Annotated in this window: 21 protein-coding genes and 1 tRNA gene; 7 read left to right on the top strand and 15 right to left on the bottom strand. The window is 38.3% G+C overall.

The window, feature by feature from the left end:
• The first annotated feature begins 42 nt into the window (after positions 1 to 42).
• Positions 43 to 807 (top strand): helix-turn-helix domain-containing protein, encoded by a 765-nt coding sequence (locus A9P82_RS00390; RefSeq protein ID WP_197492197.1) that lies wholly within the window; start codon positions 43 to 45, stop codon positions 805 to 807.
• A gap of 2 nt (positions 808 to 809) precedes the next feature.
• Here the strand turns inward: A9P82_RS00390 and A9P82_RS00385 are convergent, their stop codons facing one another.
• Together A9P82_RS00385 and A9P82_RS00380 are read right to left on the bottom strand one after the other, a co-directional pair.
• Complete coding sequence (locus tag A9P82_RS00385) at positions 810 to 1,400, bottom strand: Crp/Fnr family transcriptional regulator (protein ID WP_066202826.1); 591 nt, start codon at positions 1,398 to 1,400, stop codon at positions 810 to 812.
• A 35-nt stretch (positions 1,401 to 1,435) separates the two neighbouring features.
• Positions 1,436 to 1,924 carry a hypothetical protein gene (locus tag A9P82_RS00380; RefSeq protein WP_066202822.1) on the bottom strand — a complete coding sequence of 163 codons (489 nt, stop codon included), beginning with the start codon at positions 1,922 to 1,924 and terminating at the stop codon, positions 1,436 to 1,438.
• Positions 1,925 to 2,102: 178 nt separating this feature from the next.
• On the opposite strand from A9P82_RS00380, the gene A9P82_RS00375 reads away from it, so the two are divergent.
• Positions 2,103 to 3,260 (top strand): FAD-dependent oxidoreductase, encoded by a 1,158-nt coding sequence (locus A9P82_RS00375; RefSeq protein ID WP_066202819.1) that lies wholly within the window; start codon positions 2,103 to 2,105, stop codon positions 3,258 to 3,260.
• 40 nt (positions 3,261 to 3,300) lie between these two features.
• On the opposite strand, the gene A9P82_RS00370 is transcribed toward A9P82_RS00375, so the two are convergent.
• The 9 genes from A9P82_RS00370 to A9P82_RS00330 all read right to left on the bottom strand — a co-directional run bounded on the left by A9P82_RS00370 (position 3,301) and on the right by A9P82_RS00330 (position 12,136).
• Positions 3,301 to 3,633 carry a Dabb family protein gene (locus A9P82_RS00370; protein ID WP_082915140.1) on the bottom strand — a complete coding sequence of 111 codons (333 nt, stop codon included), beginning with the start codon at positions 3,631 to 3,633 and terminating at the stop codon, positions 3,301 to 3,303.
• A 61-nt stretch (positions 3,634 to 3,694) separates the two neighbouring features.
• A complete protein-coding gene (locus tag A9P82_RS00365) occupies positions 3,695 to 6,064 on the bottom strand; it encodes an outer membrane beta-barrel family protein (protein WP_066202813.1) in 2,370 nt (789 codons plus the stop codon).
• Positions 6,065 to 6,292: 228 nt separating this feature from the next.
• On the bottom strand, positions 6,293 to 6,901 hold the full coding sequence (locus A9P82_RS00360) for a hypothetical protein (RefSeq protein ID WP_066202810.1): 609 nt from the start codon (positions 6,899 to 6,901) through the stop codon (positions 6,293 to 6,295).
• Positions 6,902 to 6,905: 4 nt separating this feature from the next.
• Positions 6,906 to 7,403 (bottom strand): RNA polymerase sigma factor, encoded by a 498-nt coding sequence (locus tag A9P82_RS00355; protein WP_231891178.1) that lies wholly within the window; start codon positions 7,401 to 7,403, stop codon positions 6,906 to 6,908.
• A gap of 251 nt (positions 7,404 to 7,654) precedes the next feature.
• Positions 7,655 to 8,311 (bottom strand): carbonic anhydrase, encoded by a 657-nt coding sequence (locus tag A9P82_RS00350; protein ID WP_066202807.1) that lies wholly within the window; start codon positions 8,309 to 8,311, stop codon positions 7,655 to 7,657.
• A gap of 32 nt (positions 8,312 to 8,343) precedes the next feature.
• Complete coding sequence (locus A9P82_RS00345) at positions 8,344 to 9,996, bottom strand: SulP family inorganic anion transporter (RefSeq protein ID WP_066202802.1); 1,653 nt, start codon at positions 9,994 to 9,996, stop codon at positions 8,344 to 8,346.
• 171 nt (positions 9,997 to 10,167) lie between these two features.
• Positions 10,168 to 10,464 (bottom strand): hypothetical protein, encoded by a 297-nt coding sequence (locus A9P82_RS00340; RefSeq protein WP_066202801.1) that lies wholly within the window; start codon positions 10,462 to 10,464, stop codon positions 10,168 to 10,170.
• A 152-nt stretch (positions 10,465 to 10,616) separates the two neighbouring features.
• Complete coding sequence (locus tag A9P82_RS00335) at positions 10,617 to 11,993, bottom strand: trigger factor (RefSeq protein ID WP_066202799.1); 1,377 nt, start codon at positions 11,991 to 11,993, stop codon at positions 10,617 to 10,619.
• Positions 11,994 to 12,054: 61 nt separating this feature from the next.
• A tRNA-Leu gene (locus A9P82_RS00330) sits at positions 12,055 to 12,136 on the bottom strand.
• A gap of 267 nt (positions 12,137 to 12,403) precedes the next feature.
• On the opposite strand from A9P82_RS00330, the gene porT reads away from it, so the two are divergent.
• Complete coding sequence (gene porT, locus A9P82_RS00325) at positions 12,404 to 13,147, top strand: type IX secretion/gliding motility protein PorT/SprT (RefSeq protein WP_082915139.1); 744 nt, start codon at positions 12,404 to 12,406, stop codon at positions 13,145 to 13,147.
• On the opposite strand, the gene A9P82_RS00320 is transcribed toward porT, so the two are convergent.
• Together A9P82_RS00320 and A9P82_RS00315 are read right to left on the bottom strand one after the other, a co-directional pair.
• Positions 13,148 to 14,644, bottom strand: a complete 1,497-nt coding sequence (locus tag A9P82_RS00320; protein ID WP_066202796.1) for a MutS-related protein — start codon at positions 14,642 to 14,644, stop codon at positions 13,148 to 13,150.
• Between the two features lie 197 nt (positions 14,645 to 14,841).
• Entirely contained in the window at positions 14,842 to 16,161 is a 1,320-nt protein-coding gene (locus A9P82_RS00315; protein ID WP_066202790.1) for an aspartate kinase, read from the bottom strand.
• Positions 16,162 to 16,271: 110 nt separating this feature from the next.
• On the opposite strand from A9P82_RS00315, the gene A9P82_RS00310 reads away from it, so the two are divergent.
• The 4 genes from A9P82_RS00310 to A9P82_RS00295 all read left to right on the top strand — a co-directional run bounded on the left by A9P82_RS00310 (position 16,272) and on the right by A9P82_RS00295 (position 21,739).
• Positions 16,272 to 17,177 carry a GLPGLI family protein gene (locus A9P82_RS00310; protein ID WP_066202788.1) on the top strand — a complete coding sequence of 302 codons (906 nt, stop codon included), beginning with the start codon at positions 16,272 to 16,274 and terminating at the stop codon, positions 17,175 to 17,177.
• Positions 17,178 to 17,188: 11 nt separating this feature from the next.
• Positions 17,189 to 18,127 (top strand): GLPGLI family protein, encoded by a 939-nt coding sequence (locus A9P82_RS00305; RefSeq protein ID WP_066202785.1) that lies wholly within the window; start codon positions 17,189 to 17,191, stop codon positions 18,125 to 18,127.
• A 30-nt stretch (positions 18,128 to 18,157) separates the two neighbouring features.
• On the top strand, positions 18,158 to 19,039 hold the full coding sequence (locus A9P82_RS00300) for a GLPGLI family protein (RefSeq protein ID WP_066202782.1): 882 nt from the start codon (positions 18,158 to 18,160) through the stop codon (positions 19,037 to 19,039).
• Between the two features lie 69 nt (positions 19,040 to 19,108).
• Entirely contained in the window at positions 19,109 to 21,739 is a 2,631-nt protein-coding gene (locus A9P82_RS00295) for a TonB-dependent receptor (RefSeq protein WP_066202779.1), read from the top strand.
• A gap of 39 nt (positions 21,740 to 21,778) precedes the next feature.
• On the opposite strand, the gene A9P82_RS00290 is transcribed toward A9P82_RS00295, so the two are convergent.
• On the bottom strand, positions 21,779 to 22,141 hold the full coding sequence (locus A9P82_RS00290) for a hypothetical protein (RefSeq protein ID WP_066202776.1): 363 nt from the start codon (positions 22,139 to 22,141) through the stop codon (positions 21,779 to 21,781).
• Positions 22,128 to 22,694 carry an RNA polymerase sigma factor gene (locus A9P82_RS00285; protein ID WP_066202773.1) on the bottom strand — a complete coding sequence of 189 codons (567 nt, stop codon included), beginning with the start codon at positions 22,692 to 22,694 and terminating at the stop codon, positions 22,128 to 22,130. Before A9P82_RS00285 ends, A9P82_RS00290 begins: the two co-directional genes overlap by 14 nt.
• Positions 22,695 to 22,903: the final 209 nt, after the last annotated feature.

Genomic DNA, 22,903 nt, shown 5'->3' with positions numbered 1-22,903 from the left:
GCTTTGCTTTAACTTCGTTACAGAACTAAAGATTAGTTTCCAATGATGGATAATGACTTGCAATACAAAATCGTTAAACCCGACAAATCACTTGCAGATTTTGTGGATAGTTTTTGGATGTTGCACAACACATCAGACAACGACAGAAACATAATAGGTTTACCTGATGGACGCATTGACTTATTTCTCTTCAAATCGCCCGAAGAACCTTTCTGCATCGCGCTTATAGGCGCAGAAACACAACGCTACGAACAAGGATTGATACAGGCAGGAAGTCTTCGATTCTGCATCAGTTTTAAACTACTCGCCATAGAATATATCTTTCGCGAACCTATTTCAGACATTCGCAATAATGCAAAAATTTTGCCTGTCGGGTTTTGGGATTTTAATGAAAATGATTTGAAAGATTTTGAACGGTTTGTGGCAAAAGCAACACAAAAAATTCAATCACGCTTGCCGCATGAAATTGATGAACGAAAAAGAAAATTGTTTGAATTTATCTACGCTTCAAAAGGACAAATAACCGTAAAAGATCTTTCGGAAAAAGTGTTTTGGAGTGCGCGGCAAATCAATCGATATTTCAATCAGCAATTCGGTATTTCGTTGAAAATGTATTGCAACATACTTCGCTTTCGTGCATCGTTAAACCACATCGCCGAAGGCAAACTTTTTCCGGAAGAAAATTTTACCGACCAAAACCATTTTATCAAAGAAATAAAAAAGTTTTCGGGCGTTGTGCCTAAAGAGTTGTCCAAAAACAAAAATGACCGTTTTATATTGTTATCGTCAATGAAGTGGAAAAGCTAATTCTATTTTCCCGAAAGCCGTTTTCTTATCCGGCTTAACGATTGGTTTTTTATACCAAGATAAGAGGCAATGTGATAAGCCTGCACACGCTGCACAATATTCGGATGTTCCTTTATAAGATTCAGGTATCGCTGTTCGTGGCTGAGAAACAAAAGCTCTTCGGCTCTGCCTTGCGATTGATTGAAAAAATACTCGGCAAGAAGCCTTCCGAATTTTTCCCAAGACTTATAGGTATCGTATAAATGTTGCAGGTCGTTGTACGAAATATATAAAATTTCGGCTTCTTCCAGTGCTTCTATATAATAGCTGCAAGGATATTGAAAAATGAAGCTTCTGAAAGAAACAACAAACTGGTTTTCGGAGAAAAAGAAAATATTTTTCTCTTCCTCCGTTGCTTCATCATAATAATAAATTCTGAAAATTCCTTTGGTAACAATGCCCAAATCTTTACACACAATATTTTGCTTGTTATAAAAATCATTTTTGGCAATGCTGCGTTTTCGCCACAAAGGTAAACTTGCCGCTAAATCTTCATCATTAAGTTCGGCAAATTGAGCGAGGGCATTCCGCAGTATTTCTATTTTATCCGGCAAAACTTTTTTGTAAATATAGAAATTGTTTAGCCTGCCTACAGATTTTTATTGATTTTCCTTTGTTTGATAATTTGGTAAACCGAACCAATAATAAACAGAATAAATGTAACAAGTAAAGAATTGATAACAATCGGGTCTTTAGGACTTGATGCAAAAGGCTTTCCTACAGGAACGCGCGTAAGCGTTTCGTTGATTGTAGGCACCATTGACAGGAAAAAGCTGAACGACAGAAAAAAGTTTTCAAAATACCGCGCCTTGTTACTTTTTGTTTTTTTTGTGTGAAGAAAAAACGCTGCAATAACCAACACAATGATGAGCAAAGACAAAACGTGCCCTGCATTAAAGCCGCCATGTTTGTAAATTCCCAAAGCCGTAACCGAAGTAACCAATGTTCCGTAGAAATAAATTTTTCCCGTAAGGTTTTGAAGATTGATTTTTCCAAACCGAACGAACGAAACGACACCTGCAATAATTGCAGCGATACCGATAATGGTATGAAAAATACCCAAATTTGATAGTCCCATATTTTAATTTTTTATACTGCAAATTTTCGCCGAAAAGTTCAAACCATTTTTCACTTAAGTGAATAAACGGAATAATATTTTTTGCAAGAGCACATTCCGAAAAAATAAAAACGTCCGATTTTTACTATTTTCAGCATCTGCGCTACAATAATTTTGCATCGAAATAAAATGCAGAATTATGTTACTACAAAATAAACAAGTCGCCATTGTGGGCGGCGGTATGGCCGGCTTGACTTTGGCAAGGTTATTACAACTGAAAGATGTTGATGTAAAAGTTTACGAACGAGATTTTAGCCGTGATATTCGTGTACAAGGCTCTACCTTGGACTTGCACGAAGGTACGGGTTTGGAAGCCATGAAACGCGCGGGTTTGCTGGATGAATTTTACAAACATCATCGTCCCGATGCAAGTAAAATGTTGTTGGCTGACAGAAAGCTCAACATAAAATTTGACGAAAAAAATTTCGCAAAAATAACGGCGGAAACGCGTCCCGAAATTGACCGCGCACCCTTACGCGACATTTTGCTCGATTCGCTGAAACCCTCGACAGTCGTATGGAACAGCAATTTTATTTCTATGGAAAAAGAAAAAAACGGTTGGCGCATTCATTTCAAAAATGGTACTTCGGCTTATGCCGATTTGGTAGTTGCTGCCGATGGCGCCAATTCAAAAATCCGTCCGTACTTAAGTGATATAAAACCAATTTATTCGGGCATTACGTTGATACAAATTGATATTGACCACGCAGAAAAAAACATACCGCAACTTCTGACGGCTACAAAAGGCGGAAAAATAATGTGCTTCGACAACGAGCAAATGCTTGGCTTTGGTACAAAAGCAGACGGCTCGATTATGGCGATAGCAGCTTTCAAAACGCACGAAAACTGGTTAAAAGAAAGCGGCATTGACTTCAACAATAAACAACAGGTTTTTGACTGGTTTAAAAAAGAGTTTGCAGATTGGAATGAAAAATGGTACGAACTTTTCACGAATGATGAAGTAACTTTTACGCCTCGTCCGCAATATTATTTTCCGTTCAATCAAAGTTGGGAAACGCAGGAAAACCTTACCATGATTGGCGATGCGACGCATCGAATGCCCCCATTCGCGGGCGAAGGCGCCAATGTAGCCATGCAAGACTCTTTTGAATTGGCAGAAGTTTTGACCAATGGAAAATTTGCAGACATTAAAACCGCTATCGCATATTTTGAAAAAGACATGGTCGCACGCGGCGCAGAAGCCACGCAAGGCACTTTGGAAAACACAGAAAGAATGTTTGCAAAAAACGGATTGGAACAGATGGTATCTTTTTTCAATGGAGTTCATCAACAATAGAAAAACAGCCTTCGGAAAAAGATTTGATATCTACATTATCTTATTCTTCCGGTTCATTCGCAATCATATCATAAACAACGACCTTGTTCCACAGATGACCATATTTTTCTACAAAGGCTACGTGGACAGGATGCGTTTGGTAAATATCCTGGTCTTCGACATCATCGAAATACATCAGTTCCGAGACCTGAAAACTGTTATCTACAACATCTCTTTTCATGGTTGATGCCGGCGTGCCTATCAATAAATTTTTTATTTGCGGAATAGCTTTCAGCGTTTTAAGTCCGTCGATAAGCTGCGCCGCATCATCTACGGACAAAGGATTTTTCAACCAAAAGAAAACGTGATGTACGATTTGATTTCTTGCAGACATAATAGACAATTTATGTATTGCGAATATACATCTTATGCTCCGTTACACATACGCGAAGAAATTAATTTCCCATTCTTTGCTGCAAATCGCTCACGCCTGTTTCCCTTTGTGATTTTGCTTTTACTCGTCTGTTGCCAAATTTGTATTTGAATGTAAGATTTACAAAACGTGTTTCATCATGCGAATTTGTATTCGTAATAATTCTCTGATTGTTATAAACAATTTTCGGTTTTGCAGAATTAAACATATCCGTTACGGAAAGCTTCAAATTGCCAGCACCTTTGAATAGCGATTTGCTGAAACCCGCGCTGTTGTTGAATAAATGCGCAATCTTCGTTGCGCCGGAAGCCATCGGAGAACTATATGATGAATTTTCTTCAGCACTCCAACCATGTTTAAAATTGAAATTATTTTGCCATTGAATTATTCCGAGCCAACTGTTATTGATTGCTTCTGTTGCATTGGAATTTACATAATGCACATAACCGCCAATGCCCGTCAAAACTGTTTGCCACGCGCCGATTTGCTTTTGCGCCGCAACCGTAAGCGTATAAGAATTGCTATGGTTCAAATTGCCGTAAGACTGGATAACCGTATTGTTTTCGCCTTGCAGATATTCCAAAGAAATCAGGCGCCTTACGTGCGCGTAACCTGCGCTCACACTCAAAAACTGATGATAAACATAACCAAAACTAAACCTGTCAATCAACATAGGTTGAATGTTTGGATTGCCTTGCGAATATGTGTACTGATTTTGATAAATAATAAACGGATTGACAACATTATAATCAAACCGATAAATGGAACTTTTATAATTCAGGCTGAAAATGCTGTTCCTATTTTTCATATACATCAATCCAATGGTCGGGAAGAGATTGAAATAATGTTTATCGGTCTTTTCATTTGTCGTAACTAAATTTCCCGTTGTGTTGGTTTGTTCGCCGCGCAAACCGAGTTGCAGCCGAAGTTTCTTAATCATTCGCGTATAATTAATGTATGCCGCGTTGATATTTTCCGTGTAAATAAAATGATTGGTTTTCGTAGCATCGATTTGCCAATCATTATTGATTAAATTTTCCCAAAGAATATTATTGTCTGTTTTTGTATAAGTAGATTTTACGCCGAAGTCCCAAGTTGCTTTTTTCGCAGGATGCGTAAAATCAGCGGAAAGCGCATAAACATTGTTGTTCGCGGGAGAATTATCACGCATATAAGTTGGCGAAATTTGATTATCATAAGTGGTTACATAATCGTCCGACCAATGTTTGGTGTAATTGAAATAATCGGCATTAACGGTCAAAGAATTTCCAACGGAATCAAACGTAGTTTGATAATACACATTTACCGAAGGATTGGAAAAACGCGCTTTGCCTTTCGTCGCAACGCTTGATGCAGAATCAGCATCATTGATATGCAGAACAGAATTATCCATTACATTTCTGTCTCTTTGATTGTAATAACCGTTTACCATAAAACCAATCGTTGATTTTTTATTCAGGTAAAAATCCGTTCCTAAATTGTATGAATTATTATGCCTGCTGCGCACTTCGTGTTCATGGTCGTTTACGGAATAATTGCTTAAAGAAGTAAACGTGTTATCATCATAATATTGTTTGTTGTGCGTGTAGCTGTAACCGCCGTAAACATTCATCTTTTGGTTGCGGTAATTAAAATCCAAACCTGCATTTCCCCAAAAATATTTACCTGCGCCCGCGCCGCCTGTGAATGTATAATTTGCGCCGTAGTTTTGATTTTTGGCAAGAATAATATTCACGATTGTTCCCGCGGTTGCATCGTATTTCGCAGAAGGATTCGGCAATACTTCAATTTTTTCCACGCGGTTTGCAGGCATATTACTCAGCATATTTTTCAAATCGTCGCCCGAAAGATTTGACGGACGACCATTGATTAAAACTTCCACATTACTTTGCCCGCGAAACGAAAGTGCATTGCTTTGTTCTATCATTCCGGGCGTGCGCAAAATGGCATCATATACATTTCCGCCTGCGGCAATCGGACTGCTTGCAATGTTAAGCGTAATCTTATCGGGCGTTTGTGAAATGAAAGGAATTTTTGAATTGACGGTTACTTCATTCATTTCCGCATTCGCGGCTTTTAATAAAATAGTTTGTAAATCAATTGTATTATTTTCTTTAGTCAAAACAATATTTTCTTTTGTAAAAATTGAATAGCCTACGAAACTTATTTTAAGAAAATAATGACCAAATTTCAAACTATCGAATTTTATAAAACCATTGCTATCACTAAGTTTCACGGCAATAAAATGATTTTCAACAGAACTTAATTGAACAGTTGCCTGCGATAATATTTTATGTGTTGCGGAATCTTTTATCGTTCCGAATATTTTGCCTGTTTGCGCATTCGCGCTGATGACAAGGCATGAGAAAAACAGTACAATAAATTGTTTCATTGTTTACTTGTTTAAATAATGTTTGAGGAAAATTTGTGTGAGTAGCTCTTCGGCATTTGCAATGCCGAAGCCTTATCGGCGGATTTTCAATCCGTATTTATTTTGTGCATTGCAAATGCAGAGATAGTCGTTCGGGATTGCAAATCCCGAACAGCATGAATCTCCGATAACGATGTCTTTTGTTTTTAGATTCCGAAATAAATTCGGAATGACGTGCGAGCGTGTTCTTTATTCCATTTTGCGAAGCAATTCTTTCAGGTAGTCGATGTGCTGACCAAAAAATCTGTATTGTGTTTTTTTGCTTGAAAAATATGCGTAAACTCCGAAAGCTAAATAGGCTAAACATCTCAGATAAACAGGTACGTTTTGCCGCCACCAATTATATCCGGATGTTTTGTGATTTAAAAATATTGGCAACTCCATAATACATATCAACAACAGAAATGCGAGCAAGTTTGTAGAAAAATACAATATTTTCAAACCTTTTTCCAATCTTATCACATTGTTTTCAAGAGTGCCTTTAATAGGATTTTCGTCATGCTGTATTTTTCCTAATTTTTTATACCAATAAAAATAAAATATTAGAATCGGAACAAGAATAAGGATTAAGCTCCACATTAATATATCGTTTCTTGTGTCCTTATTTACAATCATAAATATGATTATGCCTGCCATTATAGGTGCTAACCAAAAAGCCCTTCCGAAAATACTTCTAATGGACGCAACAGGTCCATAACGTTTATATTTTATCATGTCAATAATATTTTTATTATTACGGACATCAATGTCTTCGGGCGTTTGCTGTTGCCAGGCTTGCTTTAAGTCATCTAATTCCATAATGTTATTGTTTAATAATTTGTTTCAATTTGTCTTTAATTCTGCTGACTTTCACTCTTAAATTTCCCGACGAGATACCCATAATTTCTTCCATTTCGTCATACGTTTTTCCTTCGAGATAAAGCATTACAATAGCTTTTTCAATCTCGTCGAGTTGCGCAATTGCGCGGTACAGTTCCTCAAGCTGTTTATCCTTTGTTTCGTCGTAAGGAACATAAACGCTGTCTTGCGGAAGCTGCTGCGGGTCGCTGTAACGGATGAAAGATTTTTGTTTCCGAAGCCCTGCAATGGCTGTATAAATCGCGATTTTATACATCCAGGTACTTACTTTGGATTGCCCTTTAAAATTGGGAAATGCTTTCCAAAGTTGAATCACGATTTCCTGAAATAAATCCTGCCTGTCATGTACGTCGTACGCATATACGCGACAAACTTTCATTATCAAAAGCTCGTGTTCCTTTACCATTTTTGCAAATGCTTCTTCTTGTTCTCGTCGGCTCAAATTAAAAGCGTTTAATAGAATAGTAGATGATGGTTCAAATTTGTTACAAGAGATTTGAAAATATTTTTTTGAAGATAAAAATAATGTTGTGTGAAGTGTCTTCGCTTCACATGATTGTTCTATTGCCTCATGGCAATTGCCGGCAAGAGCCGACAAAATAAAGATGCGCGGCGAGACGCCGCGCACAGCATACATTCAAAAGCCCACGGTTTAAATCGCGGGCTGAAGTAAATCATAGGTTAGTGAATTGCTCACACCGCTTTACGCAGCTTTATCAATTCATCTTGTGCATCATGAAAATGCACAATTCCCGAGGCTACATCATACATCGCAGCCACCAGTAATACATCGTGTTGTTCACAGTGTTTTTTAATCATCGGGCTTTGTTTAAGAATCATCTCAACGCTATGATGCACATTCAAGTGCGCAACTTTGTTCACAAACTCATGATTATGGCTGTTTCTATCGTGCGTTACCGATGTTTCCCTGTAAATCGCAGGAGCAATTTTATCAATCAATGCCGACAGGTTTCCTAAGCGTATATTGTCGCACGCTCCTTTGATAGCGCCGCAATTGGTATGTCCCATTACAACAATCAGCTTTGAACCTGCGACTTCCACCGCGTATTCGAGCGAACCAAGGACATTCTCCGAAATAATATTTCCCGCAATTCTGATACTGAAAATATCGCCGATACCCTGGTCAAAAATCAGTTCAGCAGGCACGCGCGAATCCATACAACTGAGAATTGCCGCGAAAGGTCTTTGCTCTTCTTTTGTTTCTAAAACCTTTTGCAATAAGTCGCGGTTTTTACTGATGTTATTGACAAATCTGTTGTTGCCTTCTTTCAAAAAACGCAATGCTTCCTGAGCATTAACAGGTATATGATTTATTTTATTGATAGCCATGTGTGAAATAATTTTGATTAAAGAAATTTTTACTAAAACCCTTGCTGTACCTGCAATTGGCGCAACAGTTTCTTGTGCTTACCTGCCGTCTTTTCGCTCACTTCCTTATCTTCCAGATGTTCTTCAATTTCATTAATGTGGACATTCGACGGAATTTTATACGTGTTCTTAAACCCGACCAACGACATTTTGATTTCTTTCCCGGGCGCTTTTGTTTGTTGAAATTCACGGATAACTTCCAGCACATCATAATCAATATATTCCGTTTGTGAAGCATCCAGAATTACAACACTTCCTTCCTGAATACTTTCCAGCGTTTTCTTAATGCTTGCTTTATTCAAAAAAGATACTTCCTGTGCCAGTTTCAGGCGGATAACATCATCGCCCGTTTTGAATTTGATACGCTGATAGAAATAAGGAATGCGCAAATTATTCCGCAAAATATAGAAGACACTAATGATTAATCCCAATCCCACGCCTTTCAACAAATCCAGCGCAACCACCGCAACAGCCGTAATTAAAAAAGGTAAAAACTGCGACAAACCGGCGTGCCACATATGTTTGAAAATGGCAGGTCGACAGAGCCTGAAACCTGTGTAAATCAATATGGCAGCTAACGCCGCTTTAGGAATGAGGTTTAAAACGAAAGGAATAGTAGCTACGCAAACCAGTAATAATACACCATGAATAATTGCCGACAATTTAGACTTCGCCCCTGCGTTGATGTTTGCCGAAGAGCGCACAATTACCGATGTTATCGGTAAACCGCCAATCAATCCACTCAGTATATTTCCGATGCCTTGCGCTTTCAGTTCCACATCGCCCGGTGTATAACGTTTCATCGGGTCGAGTTTATCTGTTGCTTCGATGCACAGCAAAGTTTCTATCGATGCAACAATAGCGATTACAATGCCCGTAGTCCACACCACAGGATTTGCGAAGCCGCTAAAATCGGGCAGCTTAAATTGTTGAAAAAATGCCGATGCAGACTCAGGAACAGGAAGCTGTACCAGATGTTTTTCCGTAATGTACAGCGAGGGAAAAACAGCTTTGAACACTGTGTTCAACAAAGTTCCAATCACAACAACCAACAAACCGGCAGGTATAATCTGGTATTTTTTCATTCTCCTACTTGCCCACAACGCCAGAATCGCAACTCCTGCCAGCGCTATAATGACAGAGCCTGTATGAACGTGTTCCAATGAATTGGCAATTGTGTTAAGCGAAAATCCATCGTCCGCATCTTCCATTCCTGTTTTTGAAAAACCAACAGCATCCGGAATCTGCTTGATGATAATTGTAAGCCCGATACCTGCCAACATTCCTTCAATTACGTTCGTGGGGAAATAATTAGCTACGCTTCCCGCACGCAAAAATCCCAGTAACAGCTGGATTGCACCTGCAATGATAAAAGCACAAAGCAGAAATTCAAATCCGCCAACCTGTTCTATTCCTACTAAGATAATTGCTACCAAACCCGCCGCAGGTCCGCTTACGCTTAACTGTGATTTGCTTAACGAACCAATGACAATACCGCCGATAATTCCGGCTACAATGCCCGAAAATAAAGGCGCTCCGGATGCCTGCGCAATACCGAGACACAACGGCAACGCTATAAGAAAAACGATGATTCCGGCAATTAAATCGTTTTTTAGATTTCCAAACAATGATTTTTTGGAGGTCATAATATACTGATGATTTGAGATGAACAAATAGCAACACACCATTGCAGCAGCAATGCCTAATACCGCAAATGCAAAAGCATAACACGACTTTCGAGCAAATAATTCAATTAAAATGTGTGCTTAAAAATTACTTACGAAGCAGTTCGTAAATACAAAATAGAAATACTCAAATCAGGCATTGGGCGGCTGAAGCAATACTTCAAGATGATGGCATTTTATCAATGCATCATCAGTGATATAAAATCGTTTTGAGAGAGAAAAAGATGACGGGGAACTTACCGCAAAATAGTGATGCGACGTCCAGAATTTGCTTAGCGAATCATCATCTGTCATTTGTTTTACAGGCGTATCGGCATGCTGTACATCTTCGGTTATTTGTCCGCTCGACAACAATTTGCCGACAGCTTTTACAGGAATTACCTGAAAGCTGAAAATGATAAGACAAAGGATTGCGAGTATTTTTTTCATGACCAATGCAAACAAAAATAAGGTAACTTTTTATAAAGAAATGATAAATAGAATCTGATTTTTCCAACAAAAAAATCTACCCTGCTTTCGCAAGGTAGATTTTCTGTTTATCGTTCATGATTTGTATCTGACAAACCATTCTCTATTTTTACTTAATGAGCGTGTTCATGCTCGTGTTGATGTTCATGACTATGCTCCTGTAACATTTTTGTAAATGCTTCTTCAGAAATGCTTTCGTCATTTGCATTTACCTGTTTTTCCAGTTCACTGAACAATTTTGTAATGCGGATTTGATTGTGCGCATCATCTACAAACTTTCTGTCGTTCAGCATACGGTTGGTATAATCGTCCAACCATGATTCATCGCCATTCAAGCCCATTTGTCCGCCAAGATAGCCGAGCAACTGGCCGCGTGCGAAATCTTTAATCTCGTTTACGTCCACACTCACATTGTTGTCGCTGCTGAGTTTTGAAGAAATCAATGCCCATTGCAATTGCTTTGCAAATGCAGGATATTCTTTCTCTGCATCTTCCTCAGTTTTTTTCCCTTCGCCGCTTACAACAATCCAGCGCTTCAAAAATGTTTCAGGGAAATCCAAAGTTGTATGGTCAACTAACTGATGATAAATCTGGTCGTGAATTTGCGCGCTTGCCTGCTGTGCAAAATAAGCGCTCAAATCATCTTTCAAAGCATCGCGAAACTCTGCTTCCGTTTTAATTTCTTTTGCTGCGTAAACTTTTTTGAAGAAGTCTTCATTCAGTTCGGCTTTGTTCAACAATCCGATTTTTGTAATCGTCAGTTTTGCTTCTTTTTTCGCATCGTCTTTGCTGTCTTTGTCCAGTTTTAAATCGCTCAAAACACGTGCAAGAATATCGTCTTTAAAAGCTTTGCCAAGCTGAACGGTAATTTCGTCGCCGACTTTTTTACCGGTAAATAATTTTTGTTGAGTTTTAGCAACATCCTTCAGATTGAAAGCCGTGTCGCCTTTGTTTTCTTCGCCAACGACTTCAATACTTGCACTGATGATATTGTCTGCATTATCAACAGTTTCAGGTGTTGTATATTCTCCGAAACGGGATTGTAAACGGTCGATTTCTTCATCAATCATCTTATCCGTAATTTCAACCTGATAGCGTTTTACAGTAATGCTTTTCGGGTCGATATTCACATCGGGTTGCAACCCAATTTCAAACGGAAATTCATAATCCTGCGGGTCGTTCACATCCAAATCAATCGGTGTATTATCAGCCGGAATGGGCTGTGCCAAAATAGCGAGCTTATTGTCCTGAACATATTTATTAATTTCAGTATCAACAGTTTTAATTACCTGTTCGTTAAATATTCCGGGACCGTACATTTTCTTAATTAACCCGGCAGGAACCATTCCTTTTCTAAAGCCTTGGATATTCGCAGTTTTAGCGTATTGTTTTAACGATTTTTCAAACTCGGGAAGATAATCCTCTTTGCTGATTTTTACGATTAATTTATCGTTCAGCGGTGCGATGTTTTCTCTTGTAATTGTTGCCATAAATCCCTAAAGGAGATTTTTATTTTAATGAATAATTCCTTTTTATTAAAAGGAGAAAATGTGCGGATGATAGGAATCGAACCTACATGGATTGCTCCGCCAGATCCTAAGTCTGGTGCGTCTGCCAGTTTCGCCACATCCGCAATAAATAAAGAACACGTTTTTTCAAACGGGCTGCAAAGATACGGCTTTGCCGATTGCAGGCAAATATTTTTTAGATAATATTCCCGCAGCTCATTCGCTTTTATTTGGGGGTTCTCTTTTTACGAGTAACAAAATCGCAATCGTTCTTATACAAATATCTCTTATCACAAAATACTAAAATCAGGCTTAGCGGTCAGCCGGAAGGATAATTTATTGGCGCTTTTTACGTTTTATGTATTATTGTGAACAAATCAACAGAGCTGATAATGAATTTTATAAAACGGATTATACTGTTACTGTATCTTGTAACAGTTATAAACAGGACAACAGCGCAGGAAAGCCTTAACAGGCAGGAGCATGATATGCAGCCGTTTTATTTTGGCATCAGCGTTGGTTACAACAGCTCCACATTACTTACAACGCGGCATCCCGCGTTTCTTCAACAAAATGATATCGACCGCATTGAACCACATAGCAGCAATGGCATTGAACTTGGTTTTTCAGGAACCGCGCGTCTGTCCAATCGCTTTGATTTGCGGTTTGCGCCCAAACTTGTTTTGGGTGGTTCAAAATATTTAAGCTATTATTTTACCGATGAATACTTGCAGGCAAATCCGGGAAAACAACCTGTTGAGAATATAAAACTTCCGGCAAATCTGTTGAGCTTTCCTTTAGATTTAAAATTGAAATCGGACAGAATGCGCAACTTCCGGGTGTATATGTTCGGCGGCTTGCGCTACGACAGAAATTTATCTGCCAATGCTTCGGAATACACGGCAGCAAAACAATTGGGACAAAATCCGCCACCGCTTTTCCGCAGCTATAACTGGGCTTACGAAGGCGGTATAGGTTTCAATATTTATATGCCGTTTAGTGTAATTTCGCCCGAAATAAAAATCGGCAGGAGCATCGGCAACAACCAGGTACGCGATGCAGAAAATCCTTATTCCGCCGTGCTGGATAAAATAAGAACACAGAGCATTGTGTTTACGATAAATATTGAGCAGTAATTATTTGTTCTGAAAACGCTGCTTTAAGTCCTTAGCTTCGTTTGTAATTTGGTTTGGAAATTCTGCAATTTCAATTAACCGAATGGCATTGGTCGTTGCCAGTTTTCCTTTTTTAAGAAGATGGTCAAAATGCAATTCATCGTCCTCAATCGTTTCGGAGAAATGATATAATTCATATTCGCTTGCCAACAAATCTGCCAACTCCAAATCGTGCGTTGCCACCAAAACCATACTGTTTTTTCTGTTTAAATAAGAAAGCACAGATTTCCCCAAAGCCACGCGTTCTGCCGTGTTTGTACCTTTGAACACTTCGTCCAATACAAATAAACATTGTGAGCCTTCATCCGAAGCATCGACTAATTTTTTAACAACATCAACTTCTTCAAGATAATAACTTTTGCCTTGCAGCAAATCATCGTCAATGCGAATGGAAGAAAATATTTTCACAAAAGGCAACACAAATTCATCTGCAAAGCAAGTATAAATCGTTTGTGCACAAACTGCATTCAACGCAACCGTGCGCAGAAAACTTGTTTTTCCCGACATATTTGAGCCGGTAATTAAAATACTTTTTTCAAGCAAATGCAAATCGTTTCCGACAGCATTTTCAATCAACGGATGATAAATATTTTTGGCAAAAATTTCTTTTTGTTCAGGGAAAAATTTCGGTGTACAAAATCGCTTCGTTCCGCTTTGTAATGAAGCAACAGAAGTGCTTGCATCAATTTCGCCTACATATTTAAAAAGTGTTTGAATCTCAAATTTTTTAAACTCCAAATCTTTCAGCAACGAGAAAAATATAAATGTTTCGTAAGCAAAAATACTCTTGATAATTTCCCTTAAAGCAAACACTATCTGGCTTATATCATCCATTATCGTTCCTCTTTCAAAAACAATGAAACGTATCTTTTTACGGAATGCTTGAAGCGCGCTTAAACTTTCGGAAACTTTTTTATCATCTACCGGAAAACCTTGCTGTTGCAGCATTTCAGCCGCTTTTATTAATACGTTTAATTGCGGCATCGACTGGCTGAAATTATTCGCATTTGCTTTGTTCCAAAGGCTGACAAAAATATTTATTCCGATTGGTATAAAACTCCATAACAGCAAAACAGGAAATTTTATCGACAGCAATAACAAACAAATCAAAACAAAAAGATTGAGATACAACCAATAAAACCAACGCGGTTTTTCGGCTAATTTATCTCTTAATAAAGTCGCAATCGAGTATGCGCTATCGTTGCTTAATATGGATAATAAAAGTTGCGCGCGTTCTCTTTTTTCTGCTTCTTTTTTAAAGAAATCTACTTGCTTTTGCAACGTTTGCAAAGCAACTAAATCATTAGTCGGCTTACAAAATTTATCGTACAAATATTGCTGTCCCACACAACTTGTAGTTCTGTCAATAAAAGAAAAAACTTCCTGAAAGTCAATGTCGGTAATGGTTTGCGGCGACAGCTTTTGAAAACATTTGTCTTTATTCAGCGCAGAATACAAGCTGATTTTATCAAAATTGAAATGTGCCGTCTTGCGTTTACCATAATCTTCCCTTATCTTTTGAAGTCTTTTTTCTTTGAAGAAAGAGAAAAAGACTTCAAAAAAATAAAAATTAAAACGGCAATAATTATGACTACGATAAACGATTTCATTAGCTCATAAAATATTCTTTATCACTTCGTGTCTTTGTTAGAAAACTACAACCCAAACACGCCTTTATTTATCGCCTGCAACATTTCATTTTTATCCGCATCGTTAATTAAAAACGAAATGTTGTGACGGCTGCCGCCATAGCTAATCATGCGAACAGGAATATGCTGAATGCTTTTGAAAATTTTGTTCAGTACATCTTTTTGTTCCACTACATGGTCGCCGACGATGGAAATAATTGTCTGGTCTTTATCTACTTCCACCGTACCGAAAGGTTCGAGTTCTTTAATGATATTTTTAAGCTGGTCGGTACTGTCAATCGTCAATGAAACCGCCACTTCCGAAGTCGTAATCATATCAATCGGCGTACGGTATTTTTCAAATACTTCAAACACTTTGCGCAGGAAACCATAAGCCAGCAACATACGGCTGCTCTTGATTTTGATGGCAACGATGCCGTCTTTTGCGGCAACAGCTTTCGCACCTTTTGTTTCCACTTCGTCCTGAATAGTGGTACCTTTCGCTTCCGGTTGCATGGTGTTTAAAAGCTTCACTGGAACGTGCGATTGTTGCGCCGGCCAAATACAAGTCGGATGCAAAATTTTCGCACCAAAATATGCCAGTTCCGCAGCTTCGTCAAAACTCAGGGTTTCAATGGCGCGTGTCTTTTTTACCACGCGCGGGTCGTTGTTGTGCATCCCGTCGATGTCTGTCCATATTTCACAAACAGAAGCATTGATAGCCGCAGCAATCAATGAAGCTGTGTAATCGCTTCCGCCACGTTTTAAGTTATCGACTTCGCCGCGAATGTTCTTGGCAATATAACCTTGTGTTACAAATAATTTTTTGCCCGAGTGTTTTTTCAGCAACGCCGCAAGGCTTGATTTTATCGATTTTAAATTGGGTTCATCATTCGCATCGATGCGCATAAACTCCAACGCCGGCAAGAGCAAATGGTCAATTTTTATTTCTTCTAAATAGATAGAAAAAAGTTTCGTGCTCATCAATTCGCCTTGCGCCAAAATATCTTTGTTCAACGCATCGCTGAAAGAAATTTTTAAAATAATATTTAAAAACTCAAAGTGCTCGCGAATGATTTTTTTAGCTTTTTCCTGCAACTTTTCGTCCTTCAATAAAGTGGTTGTAAAGTTGTGATAATGCGCTTCCAAGTCATCAATCAGCTTTTTGGCTTTCTTCTTCTCTCCTGCCGACAATTCGTTGCTGATGGAAACCAAAGTGTTCGTAGTACCACTCAAAGCGCTTAGAACAACTATTTTCGGTTCATTATCTTTTGTAATCAGTTCTGCAACCTGGTGCATTCTTTCCGGCTTTCCTACGCTGGTGCCGCCGAATTTCATTACTTTCATTGAAGATGGGATTTTTAAACGGCTGCAAAGATAAACTTCAAATAATTAACAAAAGAAAATATTGCAAAACAGGAATTTATAAACTAATATTGTAGTTATAAAATTAAAATATGAAATTATCACACAGATTAATCGTTATCATGCTCATTGCAAACATTCCGTTTTTTCTAAAGGCGCAAACGGTCATCATCGGCAGTTCGGAATACAAACTGAAAAGCCCGCAGACGGTAACAGCGAAAGCATTTTACAATTTCACTTATCTGAAAGATACTACGCAGCCCGATAATTTATACACAGAAAAATATGAGCTGGATTTCGGCAAAACAGCGGCTATTTTTGAAAGCTATTCGGCGAAATTGCAGGATTCTGCCATGCAGGCTGATATCGCGCAACAGTTCAAAACGGCTTCTAACCCGAATCATGTAGCGCTTACGATACACGGAAACTCTAATATTTCAAACGATATTTTTTACACCGAAGCTGCACAAATATATAATTTAAAAACACTTTCTTCTGCCCTATTTTACATAAAAGATACGCAGCCGAAAATCGATTGGAAAATATTAGATTCTACAAAAAACATTCAAGGCAACCTCTGCCAAAAAGCAATAGGCGAAAGTCACGGAAGAACATACACAGCGTGGTTTTGCAGCGATATTCCTTATAGTTTTGGTCCGAGAAAATTAAATGGATTGCCGGGCTTGATACTTGAAGCGTATGACGAAAAACATGAAGTGATTTATACTTTTGAGCGATTGCAAAATATTGCAAACAGTCAAATCGGACTTCCTGATGCAGCAATGCCCGCCACAATGGAAGAATATAACAAAGCATACGAAGCCTTCCGTAAAAACCCGGCGGCATTCAGGAATGAACATCAAAGCGACGGAACGCCTGTACATAGCGCGCTTAGCGATATTGACCCGCATAAAATCGCAAGCATTAGCGTAATAAAAGAAAGTCCCGACGGCAACAAAACGCCTTTGAAAGAGAATAATCCTATTGACTTAAAATAAAAATTAAAACAATGAAAAACGATATCGTTCGTTATGCACTATGCGCGCTGCTTTTAACGCCGTGTTTATTGAAAGCGCAGGTTTCAATTACGCTCAGCGACAACGGGCAGCAATCCGTGAAACTGAAAAACCCGCAACCCATTGTGGGCAAAGTGTTCTACAAGTTTACCAACCTACCCGACACTACAAAACGCGACAGTCTTACGCAGGAAGTATTTGAATTGGACTTCGCAAACAATGCAAGTATGTTCATCAGTTATTCTTCAAAGGAAAGAGATTCCATAATGAAAAAATATTTTGAGGAGCAAATGAAAAACGCAACCACCGATGCCAACGGAAACAGGCAATTCAATTTCAATTCCGACCGAAGCGCATTAAATGTACCAAAGAATGCCACTTTTGCCCGCGACAAATTTTATACCGATGCCGGAAATATTGGAACAAGCCTGCACATTATGAATATTGCGATGACAGTTTTTCTGATAAAAGATACAGCAGAAAAAATCAATTGGCAAATAGAAGATTCTACAAAAGATATTCAGGGAAACCTTTGCCAGAAAGCCGTTGGCGAAAGTCATGGAAGAATGTACACAGCGTGGTTTTGCAGCGATATTCCATACAGCTTCGGACCAAGAAGATTAAGCGGTTTGCCCGGCTTAATTCTCGAAGCATACGACGAAAAACATGAAGTAAATTACACGCTCGACCACATTGAAAACGTGAAAGACACTGGCGAAGTAATCGGTTTACCGGAAGACGGTATTGATGCTACACCAAAAGATTACGCAAAAGCGCAAGAAGCATTTGAAAAAAATCCGCAGGCGTTTATACAGTCGCATGGCGCACCGCAAATGCAAGGAAAAGTAACTACCGATATAAAAATTGTTCGTGGCATAGCACCAAAAGGCTGGAAAAGACCTGTGAATAACAACCCGATTGATTTGAAATAAAATTTTATCTTTATATCAAACACACCGATTATGAAAATATGCTGCACCATCATCTTGACCGGATTATTATTTCAATTTGCGAAAGCGCAAATATTTGTCCGCGCTGATACACTCGGCGCGTTAATCAATCCGCAACCTGTTGTTGGAAAAATCTTTTACAACATGACCTGGCTGCGCGATACAACAAAACCAGATTCGCTTTATCACGAACAATTTGAGCTGGATTTAGGCAAAACAATGAGCTGCTATTTCAGCTATTATGCAAAGGAACGAGACATAAAAACGATACAGCATTTGGAACAAGCAATGCAAGCAGGTAAGATTCTCTCTCCTCCACCAGGCATAAGTATTCCTATGGGAATTGCAGGCGAAGGCAATCAAATCATCGGCTCGCGTGATTTATTTTTTACAGACAATGATAACGATACGCGAATGATGTATATATGGTCGTCGGAGTTTTTAATAAAAGATACCGACGAAAAAATTAATTGGGAAATATTGGATTCAACCAAAAACATAAAAGGCAATCTTTGCCAGAAAGCAACAGGCGAAAGCCACGGAAGAACTTATACAGCATGGTTTTGCAGTGATTTGCCATACAGTTTTGGACCGAGAAGATTGCATGGTTTGCCCGGATTAATTTTAGAAGCGTATGATGAAAAACGCGAAATAGTCTACACACTCGACCATATTGAAAAAGCGACAAGTGGACAAGTAGGTTTTCCAAAAAGAGCAATTGCAACAACGGACACAAAGTTTTATAAAGCTTTAGATGCTTATGATAAAAATCCCGAAGCATTTACAAATCCGGGTGCGCCGGCAGCTAATAGCATAAATTCTAAACTCCCAAGCCACATTGGAAATTATGACAGAAAAAAGTTTATTCCGAATAATCCGATTGATTTGAAGTAAATATCTTTTAACCAATCTTTACACCTAACTATATAAAATAATAACTAATTTTATAGTCAAATTATTTTTATGAGATTAATTTCACGTTCCGCTTTTACTTTTGTCATCATATTGTTTATTGTATTTGTTTCAAAAGCGCAACAAACAACGCATCGTGTTTTCGGTTCGGTAATTGATTCTTTAAAACATCCTGTTGCAAATGCAACCGTAAGCATTATCAAACTCAGCAACCAGGCTGGTTTTCGGTTTACGAGAACAGATACTAAAGGCAATTTCAGCATTACACTCCCGCAAGGTTTTAATAAAGACAGCTTTTCATTAAAGGTTAATTGTGTGGGTTACGAAAAATATACAAAGCATGATTTTTTAATCGATGAGAAAAATATTATCCAACTAACATCTTCTCAAAATTCGCTGCCCGATGTAGTTGTAAAAGACAACAGACCAATTGTGCAGAAAGGCGACACATTGAATTACAACGCAGCAAATTTCACAGGGAAAAGCGACCGCTATTTAGGCGACATTATTAAAAAACTGCCCGGCGTTACGGTGGATGAAAACGGGAAAATAAGCTATCAGGGGAAACCGATTAATAATTTTTATCTCGGCGGCGATGATTTGCTGGGCGATAAATACAATATCGCAACCGACAATATTCCGTCGAAAGAAGTAGATAAAATTCAGGTAATTGAACACAACCAAAACGTGAAAATGCTCAACGGCATTGTGCCTTCCGACCAGGCAGGTATCAACATTACCTTCAAAAATCCGAATAAATTTCATTTCATCGATAATGCAGAACTGGAAGGCGGTACGCCGGGAAAATGGAATGGTACAGTTCACAATATGTCGTTCAACGAAAAGTTTAAAGCCATCAACGAATTTAAGTCGAACAATGAAGGACTTAGTTATACAAGAGAAACCGGCGTTTCAGGTTTGGGCAGTGCGCCTGTGGGCAATTCGTTGTTCAATAAAGCGGAAATGCTGAATTTAAATGATTTGTACAAATTCAACAAGTATAAGGGATTGCGCATCAATGGATATTATTTGCACGATGTTCAATCGACACAAACACAATCTTCCACCACATATTTTTTGCCGGGAAATGATACGGTTCGTTATAACGAAAAAGACAACAATCATTTACCGATTGACGCCTTTAATGTGCAACTGAATTACAACGTGAACAGCCAGAAAGCATACTTTGACAACACGTTGACGTTTACTCAAACAAAGACAACGCCTTACACAAACATCTTAACCAACGGACAAAATGTTTTGCAAAACACCGATTCAAAAAGTACGAGCTTCAGCAATACGCTGCAAGGTTATGTATTGATTCATAAAAAGCACATCATCAATTATAATTCCGTTTTTCAATATTCCGACAATCCTCAAACTTTGATGGTTACACCCGGCGCATTACCGGAAAATCTGAACGACGGCATCTCTTATCTCAACACTTTTCAACATCAGCATTTACCATCGTATTCTACCGATAATCATTTGGGGTACAGCCATGTTTTCGGGCATTGGATGTTTGGTACAAATGCAGGATTTAATTATCAAAATCAGCACTTCCGGTCCAACGTACAGCTTGTCCAAAACGACCATTCCATTACCGAACCACAAGGCTTTGCGAATGGATTGCATTGGCAAAAAGCACAAGTGTATTTTACCCCGCAACTCACGTTCAAAAGTTACAGCGACCAACTGAATATTTCTGCGCCGTTCAATTTTACACATATCAATTATCACAACGATTCTGTTGCAAACAATGCAGATAAACTGAATCATTTGTTTGTCAATCCGACGGTAAGCTGGCAGCATAAAATTGGTAAAGAAAATCAGTTTTCATTGTCTTACAATTTTGGTCAGCAAGCGGCAAGTATTTCGCAGGTTTATGGTGGACAAATGTTAAGCGGCTACCGCAATTATTCGTCTTATCAAACGCCTTTGCTCACAGGCAACGCGCAGACGTATGATGCAGGTTTTGATTTCAAAAAAACGTTGCTGGCACTCTTTGCAAACGTTGATGTTTCCTACACCCGCAACGTGAATTATTTTTTGGATTCTACAAGCGTTCAGCAAAATTCAACAGTGATTATAGCAATTCCTGTTCATAATGCAAGCAGCAATATTGCGTTGGCAGCAAACGCCAGTAAATATATTTATGCACTCAATACAACATTGGCAATTGGTGCAAACTTTGGGCATGGAAGTTCTCCGTTAATGCAGAATGGCGTGCTGTTCAATTCGCACAATAACACATCAAGTTATAATGCAAGCATTACGCCTACGATTTTCGATTGGTTAGATATGAAATTTTCAGGAACTTATGCACGCAGCACAAGCTCATCAAATGCCATAGATTATCCAAAACAAATGAGCAGGCAGTGGAATGAAACGTCTTCCATTATTTTTTATCCTGTGAAAAACTTGAGTATCGATTTTGACAATCAGTTTTTAAATTCGTTCCAACGCGGGCAGAATCCTTCATCTGCATTCCTGATGAACAGTTATGTTCAATACAATTTTCAAGGAAAGAAATGGCGCAATCTTCAGCTTCGTTTGAGTTGCAACAACATGGCAAATGTGCGTAATTATGAAATCGTAAACATCAGCAGCAATGTTGTAAATTCTTATCAGTATTTGTTGCAACCGAGAATGCTATTGCTTTCGGCGCACTTCGACTTATGATTTTATAAGCGAGGATATTTTAATCGCATAAGAGACGACTTAACCAATGCTCCTTCTACGCCAATACGAACGAAAAAGATAATCAAATCCTATTAAAACTAAAATGAGTACAGCGATATAAATATCAAAATAATATTGAGATAAAGAGACAAATTTTAATGTTGGCAATTGAAGTCGAAACGTAAAATCGAAAGCAAAATATTTCTTTAGTAAATAAACACTCACGCCAATAAGACTTAATGAAACCGCCGATATGCAGCCAAGCATCAAAAAGAAATTTTGTTTTTTCTTGCGCTCAGTTTCTTTGTAAATATGAAGCATTGCACGCTCATTAAAATCGGGCGGCAGAGAAAAATTTGCTGCTTCTTCCAGTGCTTTTTTAATTAATTTATCTTGTTGCATACCGGTCGTTGTTATTCATCAATAAATACAATTTCTTTCTGACTCTGTATAGTTTTGTTTTCACATTATCAGAACTCAAATTCATGATTGCAGCTATATCGTTCACCTTCTCGCCTTTTGTATAATAAAGCGTTATCAGCGTTTTTTCTTCTGCGTTCAGTTTTTTCAATACAGCCTGCAATTTATTCAGTAAATCTTCATTCTCATCGTTTTCAAACAATAGATTAACATTTTCATCGGGAACTTTTTCAATCATTTTTTCATCGATATAAAAAATTTCCTGTCGTGTTTTTCTTGTTGCTGAAATTGCCGTGTTGTAGGCTATGCGGTACAACCATGTAACAAAGCTGCTTTTGCCCTGAAAGGTTTTTAGCTTTTTAAATGCTTTCAAAAAAACATCCTGCGTCAGTTCCTCTGCATCTTCCTTTGAAGAAGCTATGCGAATAATCAATGAATATACAGCATTACTATAACGATGCAGGAATATTGAAAACAAATTTGTTTCTCCCTCGCATATACGTTGAATTATTTGAAGTTCTTCCTGATTATTCATGCACCTTTTTATAGACGCAGCAAATTGAATTTGGTTACAACTATTTTGTGCAATAAATATTTTTGTTGCGGTTGCCTAGGATACCAACCGCGGCGGCGCGTGTCCTCACACGCCGCAAACTATATGAAATAAATATTTTTCAAAAATGTGTAACCGATTTTTCAACGTTGCGTCAAACAATGTAAGAAAAAAATTATTCACTTAAAAAT

The sequence above is a fragment of the Arachidicoccus sp. BS20 genome, assembly GCF_001659705.1.
In the GTDB taxonomy this organism is placed as follows: Bacteria; Bacteroidota; Bacteroidia; order Chitinophagales; family Chitinophagaceae; genus Arachidicoccus.
Note: the sequence above shows the minus strand (reverse complement) of the source record. Positions and strands in the feature narration are given on the sequence as shown.